The sequence below is a fragment of the Streptomyces sp. NPDC088194 genome (genome assembly GCF_040702025.1).
Classification (GTDB): Bacteria; Actinomycetota; Actinomycetes; order Streptomycetales; family Streptomycetaceae; genus Actinacidiphila.
Genome location: NZ_JBFBIV010000015.1, coordinates 104,739 through 120,229, shown reverse-complemented (window position 1 = coordinate 120,229; position 15,491 = coordinate 104,739). Strand labels below are relative to the sequence as shown.

At 71.2% G+C, this 15,491-nt stretch carries 14 protein-coding genes; 6 read left to right on the top strand and 8 right to left on the bottom strand.

The annotated features are described in order from the left end of the window. Positions 1–159 precede the first annotated feature (159 nt). Entirely contained in the window at positions 160–1,110 is a 951-nt protein-coding gene (locus AB0399_RS11170; protein WP_366411060.1) for a GDP-L-fucose synthase, read from the bottom strand. 192 nt (positions 1,111–1,302) lie between these two features. On the opposite strand from AB0399_RS11170, the gene gmd reads away from it, so the two are divergent. The 5 genes from gmd (at position 1,303) to AB0399_RS11145 (ending at position 7,189) form a co-directional block, all read left to right on the top strand. Next, a complete protein-coding gene (gene gmd, locus AB0399_RS11165) occupies positions 1,303–2,316 on the top strand; it encodes a GDP-mannose 4,6-dehydratase (protein WP_329374351.1) in 1,014 nt (337 codons plus the stop codon). A gap of 68 nt (positions 2,317–2,384) precedes the next feature. Next, complete coding sequence (locus tag AB0399_RS11160; RefSeq protein ID WP_366411059.1) at positions 2,385–4,610, top strand: LamG-like jellyroll fold domain-containing protein; 2,226 nt, start codon at positions 2,385–2,387, stop codon at positions 4,608–4,610. Further along, complete coding sequence (locus tag AB0399_RS11155) at positions 4,607–5,386, top strand: hypothetical protein (RefSeq protein ID WP_366411058.1); 780 nt, start codon at positions 4,607–4,609, stop codon at positions 5,384–5,386. The genes AB0399_RS11160 and AB0399_RS11155 overlap by 4 nt, the downstream gene beginning before the upstream one ends. Continuing rightward, entirely contained in the window at positions 5,383–6,207 is an 825-nt protein-coding gene (locus AB0399_RS11150; RefSeq protein WP_329370070.1) for a glycosyltransferase family 2 protein, read from the top strand. Before AB0399_RS11155 ends, AB0399_RS11150 begins: the two co-directional genes overlap by 4 nt. Positions 6,208–6,307: 100 nt before the next feature. Beyond that, positions 6,308–7,189, top strand: coding sequence for an NAD(P)H-binding protein (locus AB0399_RS11145; protein ID WP_329370068.1), 882 nt, complete (start codon positions 6,308–6,310; stop codon positions 7,187–7,189). An 18-nt stretch (positions 7,190–7,207) separates the two neighbouring features. Here the strand turns inward: AB0399_RS11145 and AB0399_RS11140 are convergent, their stop codons facing one another. The 6 genes from AB0399_RS11140 to AB0399_RS11115 all read right to left on the bottom strand — a co-directional run bounded on the left by AB0399_RS11140 (position 7,208) and on the right by AB0399_RS11115 (position 13,183). Next, complete coding sequence (locus AB0399_RS11140; protein WP_366411057.1) at positions 7,208–7,981, bottom strand: glycosyltransferase family A protein; 774 nt, start codon at positions 7,979–7,981, stop codon at positions 7,208–7,210. A 249-nt stretch (positions 7,982–8,230) separates the two neighbouring features. Next, complete coding sequence (locus AB0399_RS11135; RefSeq protein ID WP_366411056.1) at positions 8,231–10,270, bottom strand: LamG-like jellyroll fold domain-containing protein; 2,040 nt, start codon at positions 10,268–10,270, stop codon at positions 8,231–8,233. Between the two features lie 164 nt (positions 10,271–10,434). Continuing rightward, positions 10,435–10,743, bottom strand: a complete 309-nt coding sequence (locus AB0399_RS11130) for an alpha-L-rhamnosidase C-terminal domain-containing protein (RefSeq protein ID WP_366411055.1) — start codon at positions 10,741–10,743, stop codon at positions 10,435–10,437. Positions 10,744–10,768: 25 nt separating this feature from the next. Next, a complete protein-coding gene (locus AB0399_RS11125; protein ID WP_329374349.1) occupies positions 10,769–11,317 on the bottom strand; it encodes a cysteine hydrolase in 549 nt (182 codons plus the stop codon). An 11-nt stretch (positions 11,318–11,328) separates the two neighbouring features. Next, positions 11,329–12,744, bottom strand: coding sequence for an MFS transporter (locus AB0399_RS11120; protein ID WP_329370062.1), 1,416 nt, complete (start codon positions 12,742–12,744; stop codon positions 11,329–11,331). Continuing rightward, positions 12,737–13,183 carry a MarR family transcriptional regulator gene (locus AB0399_RS11115; RefSeq protein ID WP_329370060.1) on the bottom strand — a complete coding sequence of 149 codons (447 nt, stop codon included), beginning with the start codon at positions 13,181–13,183 and terminating at the stop codon, positions 12,737–12,739. Before AB0399_RS11115 ends, AB0399_RS11120 begins: the two co-directional genes overlap by 8 nt. Before the next feature lie 572 nt (positions 13,184–13,755). Here AB0399_RS11115 and AB0399_RS11110 point away from each other — a divergent pair. Beyond that, positions 13,756–14,880: a hypothetical protein gene (locus tag AB0399_RS11110; RefSeq protein ID WP_366411054.1), complete on the top strand. Its 1,125-nt coding sequence runs from the start codon at positions 13,756–13,758 to the stop codon at positions 14,878–14,880. An 8-nt stretch (positions 14,881–14,888) separates the two neighbouring features. Here AB0399_RS11110 and AB0399_RS11105 read toward each other — a convergent pair whose 3' ends face one another. After that, a complete protein-coding gene (locus tag AB0399_RS11105; RefSeq protein WP_366411053.1) occupies positions 14,889–15,419 on the bottom strand; it encodes an NUDIX domain-containing protein in 531 nt (176 codons plus the stop codon). Between the last annotated feature and the right edge of the window lie 72 nt (positions 15,420–15,491).

The following is a 15,491-nucleotide window of genomic DNA, read 5'->3' as shown; positions in this document are numbered from 1 at the left end:
GGGCGCACGCTCGGAGTACGCGCCGCCGGATCACGCGGTAACGGATCGCGCGGCGCCCAACCCGGATCGCGCGGCGCCGGCTTACGCGGTGCCGGACCCGGATCGCGCGGCGCCGAACCCGGGTTACACGGCGCCGGATTACGCGGTGCCGGACCCGGATTACGCGGCGCCGGCGCCCTGTTCGGCCCGCCAGCCCGCGTACACCGACGCGATCCCGTCGCGCAGCGCGATCCGCGGCCGCCAGCCCAGCGACCGCAGCCGGGACACGTCCAGCAGCTTGCGCGGGGTGCCGTCGGGCTTGCCGGTGTCCCAGCCGATGGTGCCGCGGTAGCCGACCACGTCCCTTACCGTCTCGGCGAGTTCGCGGACGGTCAGGTCCGCACCGCAGCCGACGTTGACCGGTTCGTCGGCGTCGTACTCCCGCAGCAGCAGCGCGCAGGCCGACGCGAGGTCGTCCACGTGCAGGAACTCTCGGCGCGGGGTGCCGCTGCCCCACAGCACCAGTTCGGGCAGCCGGTCGCGTTCGGCCTCGTGGAAGCGGCGGATCAGCGCGGGCAGCACGTGCGAGGTGGCGAGGTCGAAGTTGTCGCCGGGGCCGTAGAGGTTGGTCGGCATCGCCGAGACGAACCCGGCGCCGTACTGCCGCCGGTAGGACCGCACCTGGACGATGCCGGCGATCTTCGCGAGGGCGTACGCCTCGTTGGTGGGCTCCAACGGGCCGGTGAGCAGGGCCTCTTCGCGGATCGGCTGGTCGGCCAGCCGAGGGTAGATACAGCTGGAGCCGAGGAACAGCAGCCGGCGGACGCCTGCTTGGTGGGCGCCGGCGATCACGCTCAGCTGGATGCCGAGGTTGTCCTCCAGGAACTGCACCGGGTAGGTCGTGTTGGCCATGATCCCCCCGACCCGGGCGGCGGCCAGCACCACCGCGTCCGGCCGGGTGTCGCGCAGGTAGGCGGCGGTGCCGGCGGCGTCGCGCAGGTCGAGTTCGGCGCGGGTCCGGGTCAGCACCCGGTGGCCGTCGGCGGTCAGCCGGCGGGCGATCGCGGAACCGACCAGCCCGCGGTGGCCGGCGACGAATATCCGGGCGCCGGGCGGCAGCAGTTCGGTCATGGCGGCGATTGTGCCAGCCGTTCGGGGCGGCATGGTGCCGATCCCCCTATTCCGCCGATTCCCTGAATTGCCCTGACAGCCTGTCCCGGGTGCGCGCCTGACCGACCGCACACCGACGGCCCGGCTTTGCGGCCCCGGCCACGGCCACGGGTCCGGCAACCGGCCCCGACCACTCCACCCCTGGGGGAACACGTGGGCAAGACCGCCCTCATCACCGGCGTCACCGGGCAGGACGGCTCGTACCTGGCCGAACTGCTGCTGTCCAAGGGCTACACGGTGCACGGCATCGTGCGCCGCTCCTCGTCCTTCAACACCGAGCGGATCGACCACATCTACCAGGACCCGCAGGAGGCCCACCGGTCGCTGGTGCTGCACCACGCCGACCTGTCCGACGGGGTGGCGCTGGTGAACCTGCTGCGCGACGTCCAGCCGGGCGAGATCTACAACCTCGGCGCCCAGTCGCATGTGCGGGTCTCCTTCGACGCCCCGATGTACACCGGCGACGTCACCGGCCTGGGCGCGCTGCGGCTGCTGGAGGCGGTCCGGGCCAGCGGTATCGGCGCCCGCGTCTACCAGGCGTCCTCCTCCGAGATGTTCGGCGCCACCCCGCCCCCGCAGCACGAGGGCACCCCCTTCCACCCGCGCAGCCCCTACGCCTGCGCGAAGGTCTTCGGTTACTGGGCGACGGTCAACTACCGTGAGGCGTACGGGATGTACGCGGTGAACGGCATCCTGTTCAACCACGAGTCACCGCGCCGCGGCGAGACCTTCGTGACCCGCAAGATCACCCGCGCGGTGGCCCGGATCAAGGCCGGCCTGCAACAGCGGCTCTACCTCGGCAACCTGGACGCGGTCCGCGACTGGGGCTACGCACCGGAGTACGTGGACGCGATGTGGCGGATGCTGCAACGGGACGAGCCCGAGGACTACGTGGTGGCCACCGGACGGGCCGCCACCGTACGGCAGTTCCTCGACACGGCGTTCGCGCACGCCGACCTCGACCCGGCCGAGCATGTGCGCTACGACCCCAAGTACGAGCGGCCCAGCGAAGTGGACGCGCTCATCGGCGACGCCTCCAAGGCCGGCGACCTGCTCGGCTGGCGACCACAGGTCAGGGTCGAGGAGCTGGCCCGGCTGATGGTGGACGCCGACATGCGGCAGGTGGCGGATCAGCTCGCGGGCGCGAGCGTCCGCATCGACCGGTAGCGCCGAGGCGAGAGCTTCGGCACCTTCCCGCACCACCCCGGGCACCATTCCGTAGAGGAGAGCAACGCATGTGCAGATGGCCGGTGTTGACGGCTGCCCTCGCCTTGGCAGCCGCGGCTTTGGGGATCGTGGGGCCGCCCCCGGCGACCGCACTGCAACCACCCGTCGGCATCACCGCCGGGAACCTGCCCACCTACCAGACCAACGGCATCGTCTGGGCGATGGCACAGTCCGGCGGCGACGTCTTCGCCGGCGGCACCTTCTCCACGATCCGCCCGCCGGGGGCCGCCGCCGGCACCAGCGAGACCGCGGCCGGGAACTTCGCGTCGTTCAACGCGGCCACCGGCCAACCGGCAGGCTGCCAGCCCGCGTTCACCGTGGGTTCGAACAACGCCACGGTACGGGCGCTGGCGGTCTCCCCCGACGGCAAGACGCTGTACGCGGGCGGCTTCTTCGGCTCGGCGGGCGGCACCGGTGTGAGCAGCCTGGCCGCGATCGACCTGGCCACCTGCGCGGTCAGCACCACCTTCCGGCCGGCGGTGAGCGGCACGGTGCGCACCATCGTGGCCACCGACGACGCGGTGTACTTCGGCGGCGACGTCACCTCCGTCGACGGCGCCACCCGGCACCGCTACGCGGCGGTCAGCGCCGCCAACGGCGCGCTGCTGCCGTGGGCACCCGACGTCGACAACCCCGGCCGGGCGCTCGCGCTGACCCCGAACGGCAAGGACGCCATCCTCGGCGGTGACTTCAACACCGTCGACGGCGCCGACTCGCACTCCCTCGCGGTCGTCGACGCCACCACCGGCGGCACGCTGGTGAAGGCGTACCCGACCGGCTTCTTCGACGCGGCCTCCGTCACCAAGACCATCTACGTCGACCCGGCGAGCAACAGCTTCTACACCGGCAACGAGGGCACCGGCGGCGGTGTCTTCGACGGCCGGGCCCGCTTCAGCCTCACCGACTTCAGCCAGGTCTGGCGGGACAACTGCCTGGGGGCCACCCAGACGGTCGCGGTCTACCAGAGCGTGCTGTACAGCGGCAGCCACGCCCACGACTGCTCCAGCATGGGCGAGTACCCGAACTCGGTGCGCAAGCACCTGCTCGCCGAGCCGGTCGGCGACCCGCACCTGGTGTCGTGGTTCCCCGACACCAACGACGGGATCGGCGAGCAGATCGGCCCGCGGGTGATGTCGTTCTCCTCGGTCGGCTCCACCGAATACCTGTGGGTCGGCGGGGAGTTCACCACCGTCAACGGCACCGCGCAGCAGGGCCTGACCCGCTTCCCCAGCTCCCCGGACACCACTGCCCCGAGCCTGCCGCAGACCTCGGTGACCAGCATCAACCCGAAGTCGGTGAAGGTCAGTTGGCAGTCGAGCCTCGACCTCGACGACAGCCTGCTGACCTACCGGGTGTACCGCAACGGCTCGACCACGCCGATCTACACCACCACCGGCAGCTCGCTTCCGTGGGTGCGCCCGCAGATCACCTTCACCGACACCGACGTCACCCCGGGCGTGAAGTACACCTACCGGGTCTCGGCGAGCGACGGCACCAACACCACCGCGCTGTCGCCGAACGCGTCCACGACGGTGCCGACTTCGGCCGAGGCGTACCCGGCGAAGGTGCTCGCCGACGGCGCGACGCTGTACTGGCGGTACGACGCGGCGTCCGGCTCCTACACCGCGGACTCCTCGGCGTCCGACGACAGCGGGGTCAGCGTCGGCGGCCCGGTGCACGGCGTGACGCCGGGCGCGGTGCCGGGCTCCAAGGCGTACACGTTCAACGGCACCTCGCAGTGGACGTACAGCGACCGGCAGCATCCGCAGCCGAAGCAGTACAGCGTCGAGGCGTGGTTCAAGACCACGACCACCAAGGGCGGGAAGATCATCGGCTTCGGCAACGACCCCACCCAGACCAGCGTCCACTACGACAAGCACATCTACATGCTCAACAGCGGGCAGTTGGTCTTCGGCATCAACTCCCCCAAGGTCCAGACGATCACCACCTCGGCGAAGTACAACAACGGCGTCTGGCACCACGTGGTCGCCACCGAGGGCACCGGCGGCTCGAAGCTCTACGTCGACGGCGTGCTCAAGGGGTCGAACACGGCCATGACCGGCAGCGAGGCGTACGCCGGCTACTGGCGGGTCGGCGGTGACAACCTCAACGGCTGGCCGACCCGGCCCACCAGCGACGACCTGGCCGGCTCGATCGACGAGGCCGCGGTCTACCCGACCGTGCTGACGGCCGCGCAGGTCGCGAGCCACTACGCGCTCAGGACCGCCGGGTGACCGGCGTCCGACGCCGCACCGCCGTCGCCGCCGTCCTCGTGACGGCGGCGGTGGCGCTGCTCGGCGGCTGCGGAAGCGGCGGGCACGGGGGCGGCGCCGATCACCGCCCGTCCGTGGCGGCCGGCGCCCCCACCGGCCCGGCCGCGAGCGGCGGTTCGAGCACCAGCGACTCCTCGGAGGCGCCCGGCTCCGCCGCCGACGGCCCCAAGGTGCCCGACGACCAGCTCACCCCGCCCGGCGGCGGCTCCTTCAGCACGAAGGACAAGAAGTACCTGTCCGGGCGGGTGCCCAAGGGCGACGACCCGGTCGCCGTGCTCGAAGGCGGCCAGGAGGTGTGCGAACGGCTGACCCGTACCTCCGCGATCGACCCGGCCGCCTCCGCCAGCGCCATCGTCACCGGCGACATCAGCAGGTCCGGTGCCACCGCGGCCGTACGCACCCTGTGCCCCGACCAGCGCTACGTCCTCGACGCGGCCGCGCGCGGCTTCGCCGACGGCAGCTTCGCCGTCGCCGCGGCACCGGTCGCCGGCAGGTCCGTCGCCCCCGGCCGCTACCAGGCGCCGGCCGTCTCCCCCAGTTGCGCCTGGCGGGTGACCGGCGCCGACGGCAAGACCCTCGCCTCGGGTTCGACCGGCACCGCGGCGAAGGCCGTGCTGACGGTGCCGGCCACGGCGGAGACGGTCACCTCCAGCGGCTGCTACGCCTGGCTGCCCCCGCTCGCCGCACCGGCCCGCTCCGCCACCGCATCCCCCACCCCCTCCGGAGGGACCTCGTGAACAAGCTCCCGCTGGTCGTGGTCATCCCCACCAAGAACGAGGCGGAGAACATCGCCCGTACGGTCTCCTCGGTCATCGACCACGTCGAGGCGGTGGTCGTGGTGGACTCGCACAGCACCGACGACACCTGCAAGATCGCGGCGCGGCTGGGCGCGCAGGTGGTCGACTACACCTGGGACGGCCGGTATCCGAAGAAGAAGCAGTGGTGCCTGGACCGGGTGCGCACCGAGATCCCGTGGCTGCTCTTCCTCGACGGCGACGAGACGCCCAGCCCCGAGTTGCTGGGCGAGCTGCGGACCGTGTTCGCGGCCGGACCGCCGTCGGTCGCCGCGTTCGACATCCCGCTGGGCTACTGGTTCGCCGGGCGGCGGCTGCGGCACGGCCACACCATCGTCAAGCGGGTCCTGCTGGACCGCACCCGCTGCCACTTCCCGGAACTCGGTGACCTCGACGCCCCCGGGATGGGCGAGCAGGAGGGCCACTACCAGCCGGTCGCGCCGTCCGCGGCCCGGTTGCGCGCCCCGATCGAGCACGAGGACCTCGACCCGGTGCGCACCTGGTTCGACCGGCACAACCGCTACTCCGACTGGGAGGCGTGGCTCGAACTCAACCCCTCGGTGAAGGAGGCCATCCGCAAGGTCAAGTCCCGTCAGGGGCAGCTCTTCCACCAGGCGCCGTTCAAACCGCTGGTCTCCTTCGCCTACGCCTACGTCTACCGGCGCGGCTTCCTCGACGGCCGCGCCGGCCTGGACTACGCGCTGGCGATGAGCTTCTACCGCTGGCAGATCGGCCTCAAGGCGCGGGAGAACCAGCGGGGTTGAGCGGATCTCCCGACGCGGCGCCGAGCGGGCCGCCGATCTTGCCCGGCGTCGAAGTAAACGGTACGGTAGAGTTTACTTCGAGCGAGCAGGAGGCCGCATCATGATCGTTGTCACCGCACCGACGGGGCACATCGGCAGCCGGGTCCTGGCGGACCTGCTGGAGCACGGCGAGGACGTCCGGGTCGTGGTACGCGACCCGGACCGGCTGCCGGCCGGGATTCGGGGCCGGGTGGAGGTGGTGACCGGGTCGCACCGGGAGCGGGACGTGGTGGACCGCGCGCTGGACGGGGCGGACACCGTGTTCTGGCTGGTCCCGGCGGACGTGCGGGCGCCGAGCGTCTACGACGCCTACGTCACCTTCAGCATCCCCTTCGCCGACGCGGTCGTGCGGCACGGCGTGCAGCGCGTCGTCACCGTCTCGGCGCTCGGCCGCGGCACGCAGCTCTACGCGGGCCACGTCTCCGGGTCGCTGGCCATGGAGGACCTGATCCGCAGCACCGGCGTGCACTTCCGGGCGCTGGCCATGCCGACCTTCATGGACAACCTGACCCGGCAGGTGGACCTGATCAGGCAGCGCGGGGTGATCGCCGGCACGATCCCCGGCGACCTCAAGCTGCCCTTCACCGCCACCCGCGACATCGCCGACCGCGCCGCCCGCCTGCTGCGGGACCGCGGCTGGACCGGGCAGGACACCCTCGACCTCCTCGGCCCCGACGACCTGACCTTCGACGAGGTCGCCGCCCTCGCCTCCGAGGTGCTCGGCACCCCGGTCCGCTACGAGCGGGGCGACCGCGACCAGGACCGGAAGCAGTTCGTCGGCTACGGCTTCTCCGAGGCGATGGCCCAGAGCCTGATCGACATGGACATCGCCAAGGAGCGCGGCCTGGACCACGCGGTCGCCCGCACCCCGGAGAACACCGCACCCACGACCTACCGCCAGTGGATGCGGGACGTCCTCAAGCCCGCGGTCGAGGCGAGCTAGCGCCCCGACCGGAAAGGATCAGATCCGCGAGTTGCGCAGCGACTGCCACACCGCGCCGGTCAGCGCCCGCGTCGCCCGCGGGACCGACAGTCCTTCGTGCTCGCGGTACAGCTCCCAGTTGTACGGGACGAGCGACAGCTTGTTGGACGACAGCGAACCCGCCTGGTGGGCCCGGTACACGGCAAGCGGCTCGGCCAGGCCCCGGGCGTCGGCGCCGTCGCGCATGATCGACAGCCACAGGGCGTAGTCCTGCCGCTTGCGCATCTCCGGCATCAGCCTCGTGCCCAGCACGTTGCGGTCGTACATGGCGGTGAGGGCACCGATGTGGTCCTGGATCAGCATCGCGCGGTAGTCCACGTGCTCCCGCGCGCGGACGACGCGTCCGTTCGGGACGAAGTCGACGCTCTCGCCGTCGTGGTCGGCGTCCATCTTGAAGTACGAGGTGAACGTCAGCGGCGCGCTACCGGCCGCCGCGAAGGCGAGCTGCCGCTCCGTCTTCTCCGGCAGCCACATGTCGTCGCTGTCGAGGAAGGCGATGTAGTCCCCCCGGGCCCGCTCCATGGCGAGGTTGCGGGCCCGGCCGGCGCCGCCCCGCTCGGGTGCCGTCTGCGGCCGCACGCGCTCGTCCTGCCGGGCGAACTCCCTCAGCAGGTCCATGGAGTCGTCGGACGACTGGTCGTCGGTGGCCAGTAGCTCCAGATCGGTGTGGGTCTGCGTGAGCACCGACCGGACGGCCGCGCCGAGCGTGGCAGCCGAGTTGTACACGGGCATCACGACAGACACCAGAGGCACAGCGTTTCTCCTTGCTCAGCCGGAACGACGGTCCATTCAAGCACTGCGATCGACCAGGAGCAGCCCTGCATAGCGTTGTCGCTGGTCAGAGCCGTATGGGGCTGCCGCCGGGGGCAGGTGCGGGGGCTGCGGCCGGGGGCAGGCGCCGCTCCGGCGGCGGGGCGGGTTCGTCCGCGCCGCCGCCGGAGTGGCCGTCCGCGGGGAGGGCCGGGCGTCGAGGCTCGGGCGCTGAGGCTCAGGCGTCGAGGCTCAGGCGTTCATGAAGCTGCTCGGCGGCAGCGCCCGGTCCACGATGCGCACATCGCCGATCGAGCCGTGGAAGACCTGGTTGATCGCGCCGTCCCACTCGTAACCGCCCAGCAGGAAGGGCAGGTCGAGGGAGGTGAGACCGATGTTGGTGCTGTTGGGGTTGCGGCCCTCCTCGCACCCGTTGACGTAGAGCTTGGTGATCCGCCCGTCGTTGACGACCGCGACGTGCCACCACTCCTCCTGCTGGAGCAGGTGGCTCCAGTTGGTGGCCGCGCCGGTCTGGTTGAGCGGGTAGACGTTCCACTGGAGTTCGATCCCGCTGGAGAGGCTGAGCGTCAGCACCGGCTCCTCGGCGGTCGCCGCGGGACCGTTCTTGCCCGCCTTCCCGGCGCTGCCGCTGCGGCTGAGCATCGACGACCAGCCGTTGCGGCCGCCGTCCCAGTCGGCGGGCACCTTGAAGAACATCTCGAAGGTGTAGCCGCGGGCGAAGGTCCGGGCGTTGATCGGCGCGCCGTCGACGGTCCGGAAGTACGCCCCGGTGACCGGGTTGCCCTGACCGGCGAAGACCAGGCTGCCGTGGCCGGGCTGGTCGGGGTGGTGGTCCCCGGTCCAGGTCAGCGCGTGTGCGGCGGTGCCCGGAACGCTCCGCAGCTCCAGGTCGTTGCCGTGTCCCGCCTGGTCCTTGACCACGGTCCCGGCGGCCACGTCCTTGCCGGCCTTGCCGCCCTCGTCGAAGCGCCAGTACGCCAGCGTGCCGGGCACCAGCATCCGCCGCGCCGGGCGGGCGGCGCGCGACGGCACCGGCGCGAAGCCCGCGAACCGCTGCTCGAAGTCGATCGCGACGGAGAAGTAGTCGACCGGCGAGGTCAGTTCGATCTCCTTCGCGGCCAGTTCGTTCAGCTCGCCCTTGGCCGCGAGCTCGCGAATCCACGGCGAGAAGGTCGCGACGTCGATCACCCCGCGGTTCAGGTCGAAGCGGTAGGAGCGGATCATGCCCGCGCCGCCGTAGTACCGGTCCTGGTAGTTGGTGATGTGCAGGTGCACGTCGTTGCCGGCGCTGTTCTTCAGCACGGTGCTGCCGGGCGGCCAGAAGTGGCCGTTGAGGGTCAGGAAGATCTGGTCGTTGTCCTTGATCAGGCCGTCCCACAGCTGCTGCCCGTACTCGGACAGCGACGCCTCGCTGCTGTCGTCGGCGTTGACGATCTCGTGGGTGGTCACGATCACCGGGATCTTCGGGTTCGCCTTGATGACCGAGTTCGCCCAGGCGAAGCCCTGCTCCGACAGCCGCCAGTCCAGCGAGAGCAGCATCCAGGACCGGCCGCCGGCCTTGAAGATGTGGCAGGTGTTGTAGCCGTCGGGGCTGGAGGAGTGGTAGCTGGGCGTCCGCTTGGCCCGCGCCGGGCTGAAGGTCTTCAGGTACGGGGTGGAGCCGCGCTGGTCGGTGTCGGAGACGTCGTGGTTGCCGGCGAGCACGCCGTACGACGCCCCGGCCCGGTCCAGCAGGTCGAAGACCTTGGTGGCCGCGGCGTACTCCTCGGTCAGGCCGTTCTGGGTGACGTCGCCGAGGTGCGCCAGGAAGACGATGTTCTCGTCGTTGCCGCCCGCGCGGCCGGCCGGGTCCAGGACGTAGCGGAACGACGCCTCGACCGGCACCGGGTGGATGCGGTCCTGGTCGAACATGTACTGGGTGTCGGGCATCACCACGACGGTGAACCGCGGGTCGTCCGGGTCCGGGCTCCACTTGCCGCGCGGCGCGGGCGTCATCGACGTCCGGCCGTAGGGGTCGTCGTCCTTGCCGCCGCCCTTCGCGGCGCCCTTCGCCTCGCCGGCGGCGTACGCGGGCGCCGCGCCGAGCAGTCCCGCCGCGGCCGCGCCCGCGCTGATCACACCGGCGCCGCGCAGGAAGGTGCGGCGGCTCGACGCGGCGAGACCCGCGCCGTCCAGGTCCGCGGTGCGCGGGCAGGAACACCCCTCGCCGTGGCCGTCCTGGCCGTCGTTCGTCTCGTGCGCCCCGGGCGCATCGTCGGGTGAGCCGTGCATCTGTACTCCAAAGGTGAGGATTCGAACGGCGTCACGCTAGAGATCGTTCCCGCACCGCAGGACGGCCCTGCGGAGGCCACCGGCCGAACACTCCCCCAACAGCGGGCCCGCCCGGGGCGGCCTGGTCACGCGGTGCCACGGCCCGGTCGCGGACCCGCTACCGCTCAGCCGCGGACCCGGAAGGTGTAGTGGCCCGCTGCCACCGTGTAAGCGGCGTAGCCGTCGGCCCACTGGGCGGGACGGGCCCCCGCCGAGGCCGTGACCTGGTCCGCCGAGGTGGCGGGGACGTAGATCGTCGCGGTGCTGCCGCGGGGCACCGTGACCTGCATGACCAGGCCCTTCCCGGCGTCGCGCCAGCTGCTGCCGATCGTGCCGTGCGGCGAGCGCGGGGTCGCCTCGGCGTGGGTCAGCCCACCGCCGGGCTGCGGCCGGATGCGGAAGCGCGCGTAGCCGGGGTGCGCCGGGTCGGGCACTCCGCGGCCGGCGCGCCCTCGGGCGTCACGCCAGGGTGGCTGCCCACTCCTCCGTGGTGAGGACGTCGCCGCGGCGGTTGAGGAGCTTGGTGAGCAGAACGTCGTGGAGCTCGGGGTCGGAGTCGGCGCAGGCGTCGGAGAGGACGGTGACCTGGTAGTCCAGGTCGATCGCCTGGAGGGCGGTGGACAGCACGATGCCGCTGGTGGCGATGCCGATCAGGACGAGGTGGTCGACGTCCTGCGCGTCGAGGATCTGCCGGAGGTCGTTGCCGGCGAAAGCGCTGATGCGGTTCTTGTGGACCACGATCTCGTCGCCGCGCGGGGCGATGTCCGGGTGGATGGCGACAGCGGGGTCGTCGGGGGTGAACCGGTCGGCCGGCAGGGCGCCGAAGAGCTTGTTGCGGGGGTGCACGTCCACGTGGCCGGGCCGCAGTCGCAGGGCGACGTGGACGACGAGCACCCCGGCGGCGCGGGCGGTCTCCAACGTCCTGACGACGCGCGGCAGATAGCCGTCGGGAGCGATGCGGGCGGTGGCGACCTGGAGGTCCATGGCGAGCAGGGCGGTACGGGACACGGTGGTGCCTTTCATGACGGGTCGGAAGGGTCGACCGAGAGGCGTCGCAGGCTTCGGTCGAAGACGGTGATGAGCAGGTACAGCACCCCGGCGCCGAGCATGAGCCACGCCAGGTGGTGCATCCCACCGGTGCTCGCGCGCTGCCCGAAGGACGCCGCGGTCGCGGACGACGCGACCATCGAGCCCAGGTACCCGAAGGTCCGCAGCAGGCCCGCCGAGGACCCGGTGCGCTGCGGATCGGCCTGGAAGTACACGGAGTTCTGCAGCGCCAGGCTGTTGGAGCCCTGCGGCACCCCGAAGACCACCGCGATCAGCAGCAGCATCCACACCGGGCTCGCCGCGGTCAGGCCCAGCATCAGCGCGCACGCGGCGATCTGCCCGGCGGCACCGAGCATCAGCTTGGCGAACACCCCGTTGCGCCGCCCGACGGTGACGGACACGGCTATCCCCACCAGGAACATCGGTATCTGCACCAGCCCGGCGTGGAAGGGCGACAGGCCGTAGCTCTCCTCCGTCCACTGCGTGAACCCGTAGAGGAAGGCGTACGACACGACGTAGGCGACCAGCGCCCTGCCGTAGGTGCCCAGCAGCGGCGCGTTGCCGCCGAGCACCCGCAGGTCGATGAAGGGTGTCGGCGCGCGCAACTCCCTTGACGCGAAGGCGGCTCCGGCGGCGACGGTGATCACCGGCAGGTACCAGTTGGCGGCGTGCAGGTTCATCAGGAACATCAGCAGCGAGAAGAGCATGGCCGCGAACAGGCCCATGCCCGGCAGGTCGATCATCGCGGCCAGCTCGCCGCGGTCCACCGTGCGGGTGCTCGGCTCCTTGGGCAGCCGCAGCGCGCCGAGGGCGACCGCGACCACGGCCAGCGGGATGTTGAGCGCGAAGGTCGCGCGCCAGCCGCCCAGACCGATCAGCGCGCCGCCCAGCAGCGGGCCGATCACGGCGATGGTCTGGTTGGCGACCGCCAGCATGGTCAGCACGCCCGCGGGGCTGTCGTGCCCGGTCCGCTTGGCCTCGCTGCGCAGCAGCGCCATGGCGGCGGGGTAGCCCGCGCAGGTGCCGAACCCGAGCACGACCCGCGCGCCGATCAGCACCCCGAGGTCGGGGGCGAGCGTGCCGACGACACCGGCGACGCCGACCAGGCTGGTGCTCAGCAGGAACAGCCGGCGCGGGCCGAACAGGTCGATCAGCCGCCCGACGATCGGCTGCCCCAGGGCGGTGGCCAGGTAGAGCGCCGAGACCAGCCAGGCGGTCTGCGACGGCGGCGCCCCGAACGCCTTGCCGATGGGCACGAGCGCGACCGCGACGATGGTCGAGTTGATCGGGTTCAGCACCGACCCCAGCATCATCGGGGGGATGAGCCGGCGGTCGAAGCCCTCCTTCGCGGTGTCGCCGGGAGCGGCGGCGGTGGTCTGGTCAGTCATGGACGAGCCGCTCCAGTACGGACATCGCCGCGATCACGGTCTGCCGCTCCTCCTCGGTGCACTTCTCCTCCAGTTCGGCGGCGAGCCACTCGCCACGCGCCTGCCGGTCCCCCTCCGCCTGCCGGCGCCCCTCCGCGGTGAGCGCGATCAGCAGCCGGCGACCGTCGCCGGGGTCGCGGCGGCGCTCCACCATGCCCTGGTCGGCCAGCCCGGCGACGACGGTCGCCATCGACTGGTGCCGCATGCCCTCGATCGCGGCGAGGTCACTCGTGGTGAGCCCGTCGTTGTCGATGAGCCGGGCGAGCACCGACAGCTGGGTGAAGCTGACGCCGTCGGCGCCCGAGGCCGCCCGGATACGGCGCCGCAGCCGCCCGATGACCGCGCGCACCTCCTGCGAGGCGCGAACGGCCGAGGACGAGGGTGCGTGATCTCCGTTCATGGGTCCCACCGTAGGATCATCAGCCCAGGTTGTCCAGTTTACCTGCGCAGGTAAACTGGATATGTGAGCGACCGCGACGAACCGGGGCGCCCGGCGGAATCCGTTCGGGCCGGACGGACAGGACGACGCCCCCTCGTGCCCACCGGTCACAACTCAGCCACTCCTGTGCGAAGCGGCTTCTGTGGAAAGGGAGTTGGGTACGTCATGTCCGGAAGATCCGTGTGCGGCAGCGGAGGTCGGTCGTGAAGAAGGCGCGCGAGGGCTTCGGATCGTTCGACACGAAAGCCGGGCAAGCCGCGCGGACCCTGCTGCACAGCCAGGGCTACGACGGAGGGTGGGGGCTGACGCTCACATCCGTGTCCTCGATCGTCAACACCAGCGAGGTGTTGCAGGTACTCCGAGCCGTTGGGGTGGCCGGCCAACCGGTCCGCCAAGCACTCGGATTCCTGACCACCGCGGTCCCGGAACACTGTCGGCCTCGTCAGAAGGGCGGCCGGGGTGAGCACACCCGCTTTGTCGCCTTCGGCCTGACCGGTCTGTTGGCTCATCCACGGTTCTTTCACCATGACGGCGTGGCCGAGGCGGTGTCCTGGTGCGCGGACTGGCTTGAGGATCACCGGGTCGATCACGGCTGGCCGGAAGTGCTCGGCCTCGACGACACCTCACTGCACCAGACCGCACTCGCCCTTCGTGCCCTCGCCCGTCTTCGGGACACCCTTCACGAGTTCGGCCCCGGCCTCCCGGTCGCTCCCGGAGTGGACACCACCTCGTTGCTGAAGCGGACCGAGTCGATGATCTCGCACGGCGTACACGGCCTGCTCTACCACCGCCGCCCGAGCGGCGCATGGGGCTGGCGCACCTACGTGGACACCGAACCGAGCCCGAGCAAGACCGCGCTGTGCCTACTGGCGCTCTCCTCGGTCTGCTCCGGCATCGGTGCGGGCAACACGCCCACCTACCCGGACGAGCTGCAGGAGTCCGGCGGGGTGCACGGGGAGGTCCGACTCAGGCGACTTCCGGAGGTGGTCACCGAGGCCCGGCAGTGGCTCCTGCGCAATCACCACCGCTGGGAGACCTTCGTCGAGGACGACAAGGACGTCCAGGGCACCGCGTGGGAACACATGGCATACGCGTTGGGGGCGGAGGCCGTCGTCCGAGCCGGCTCGAATCCGCGTGATCCCCGGTTGTCCAGGGCGTGGCGGTTGATGGACGAGTTGTGGGACGCCGAGGCCGGGATGTGGAACGAACCAGGGGCTTCCGGCAGGCGTGCCACCGTCCGCGCCGTGTACAGCACGGTCTGTGCCTACCGGGCCGCCATCGACCGTCTGGCGCGTATCGGACTGGACGCCCCCGGCGGCAGCGACAAGGTCATCACCGCGGAGATTCGGATCACGAGTGTCGTGCTGGGCGCCGGAGGCACGATCGTCCTCGGCGTACCCGACCGCGAGTCACCGGTGCGGTGCGAGCTCTCCCAGCGTCTCTTCGACCTGGTGAAGGTCCTGCACGACGGGCCCGCCGGAGGTCTTCCGACCCACCGGATCGCCGAGGCCCTGTTCGTCGCCCCGTCCTCGGTGCCCAAGTACGTCCAGCGCCTCAATCAGGCGGTGTCCACAGCGTTCGGCGACACCCCGATACGTTTGTGCGCGGCAACGTCCGCGGACGGGATCGGGAGGGGATACCGGCTCGCCGGACGGTAGCCACGCCCCTACGGTCGCGTGCGTCCGGCGGCGTCCGGGTGGTTCAGCAGCGCGAAACGAGCCAGAGAGCGCACCTGATCGAACGTCCGCAACATGTCGATGTCGTCCAGGCCGAACCAGGCCGCACTGTGCACTTCGTCGAGTTGCGCCTCCACGACCTGCTCATCCGATCCGGCTTGACGGCGCACGAAGAAGAACTGGACAAGGGCGGGAGCGGCGAAGCCCTCGCGCTCGATGTCCGCGTAGAACGGCACCGGCTCTGGAGTGGCGTTGGCGTCGGCGGCATGGATCGCCGGCTGGCTGGAGATGGCCTCCACGAGAAGACCGGTCTCCTCTTTGAACTCGCGTACCGCCGTTCCGGCGAATGACTCGCCGGGCTCGATGTGGCCACCGGGCGGAACCCACTTGTCGAATCGGTTGTGGTGGACGAGCAGCACCTTGCCGTGCTCGACGAGATAGCCCGAGCAGATGTAGACGAATCCGGTGTCGCGGATCGTCTGGCCGTCCTGGATCAGAATCGAGCGAGGCACGTTCGCCACGATAGCCCACCCCATCCGGCCGAACTCATCTGTCAGGCAACCGGCTTGGGCACGCTGTCAGCGATGGCCGAT

Bases quoted from the DNA above. Each gene is read 5' to 3' on its own strand.
- AB0399_RS11135 (WP_366411056.1), bottom strand. From the start codon at position 10,270: ATGCACGGCTCACCCGACGATGCGCCCGGGGCGCACGAGACGAACGAC.
- AB0399_RS11120 (WP_329370062.1), bottom strand. From the start codon at position 12,744: ATGACTGACCAGACCACCGCCGCCGCTCCCGGCGACACCGCGAAGGAG.
- AB0399_RS11170 (WP_366411060.1), bottom strand. From the start codon at position 1,110: ATGACCGAACTGCTGCCGCCCGGCGCCCGGATATTCGTCGCCGGCCAC.
- AB0399_RS11115 (WP_329370060.1), bottom strand. From the start codon at position 13,183: ATGAACGGAGATCACGCACCCTCGTCCTCGGCCGTTCGCGCCTCGCAG.
- AB0399_RS11160 (WP_366411059.1), top strand. From the start codon at position 2,385: ATGTGCAGATGGCCGGTGTTGACGGCTGCCCTCGCCTTGGCAGCCGCG.
- AB0399_RS11145 (WP_329370068.1), top strand. From the start codon at position 6,308: ATGATCGTTGTCACCGCACCGACGGGGCACATCGGCAGCCGGGTCCTG.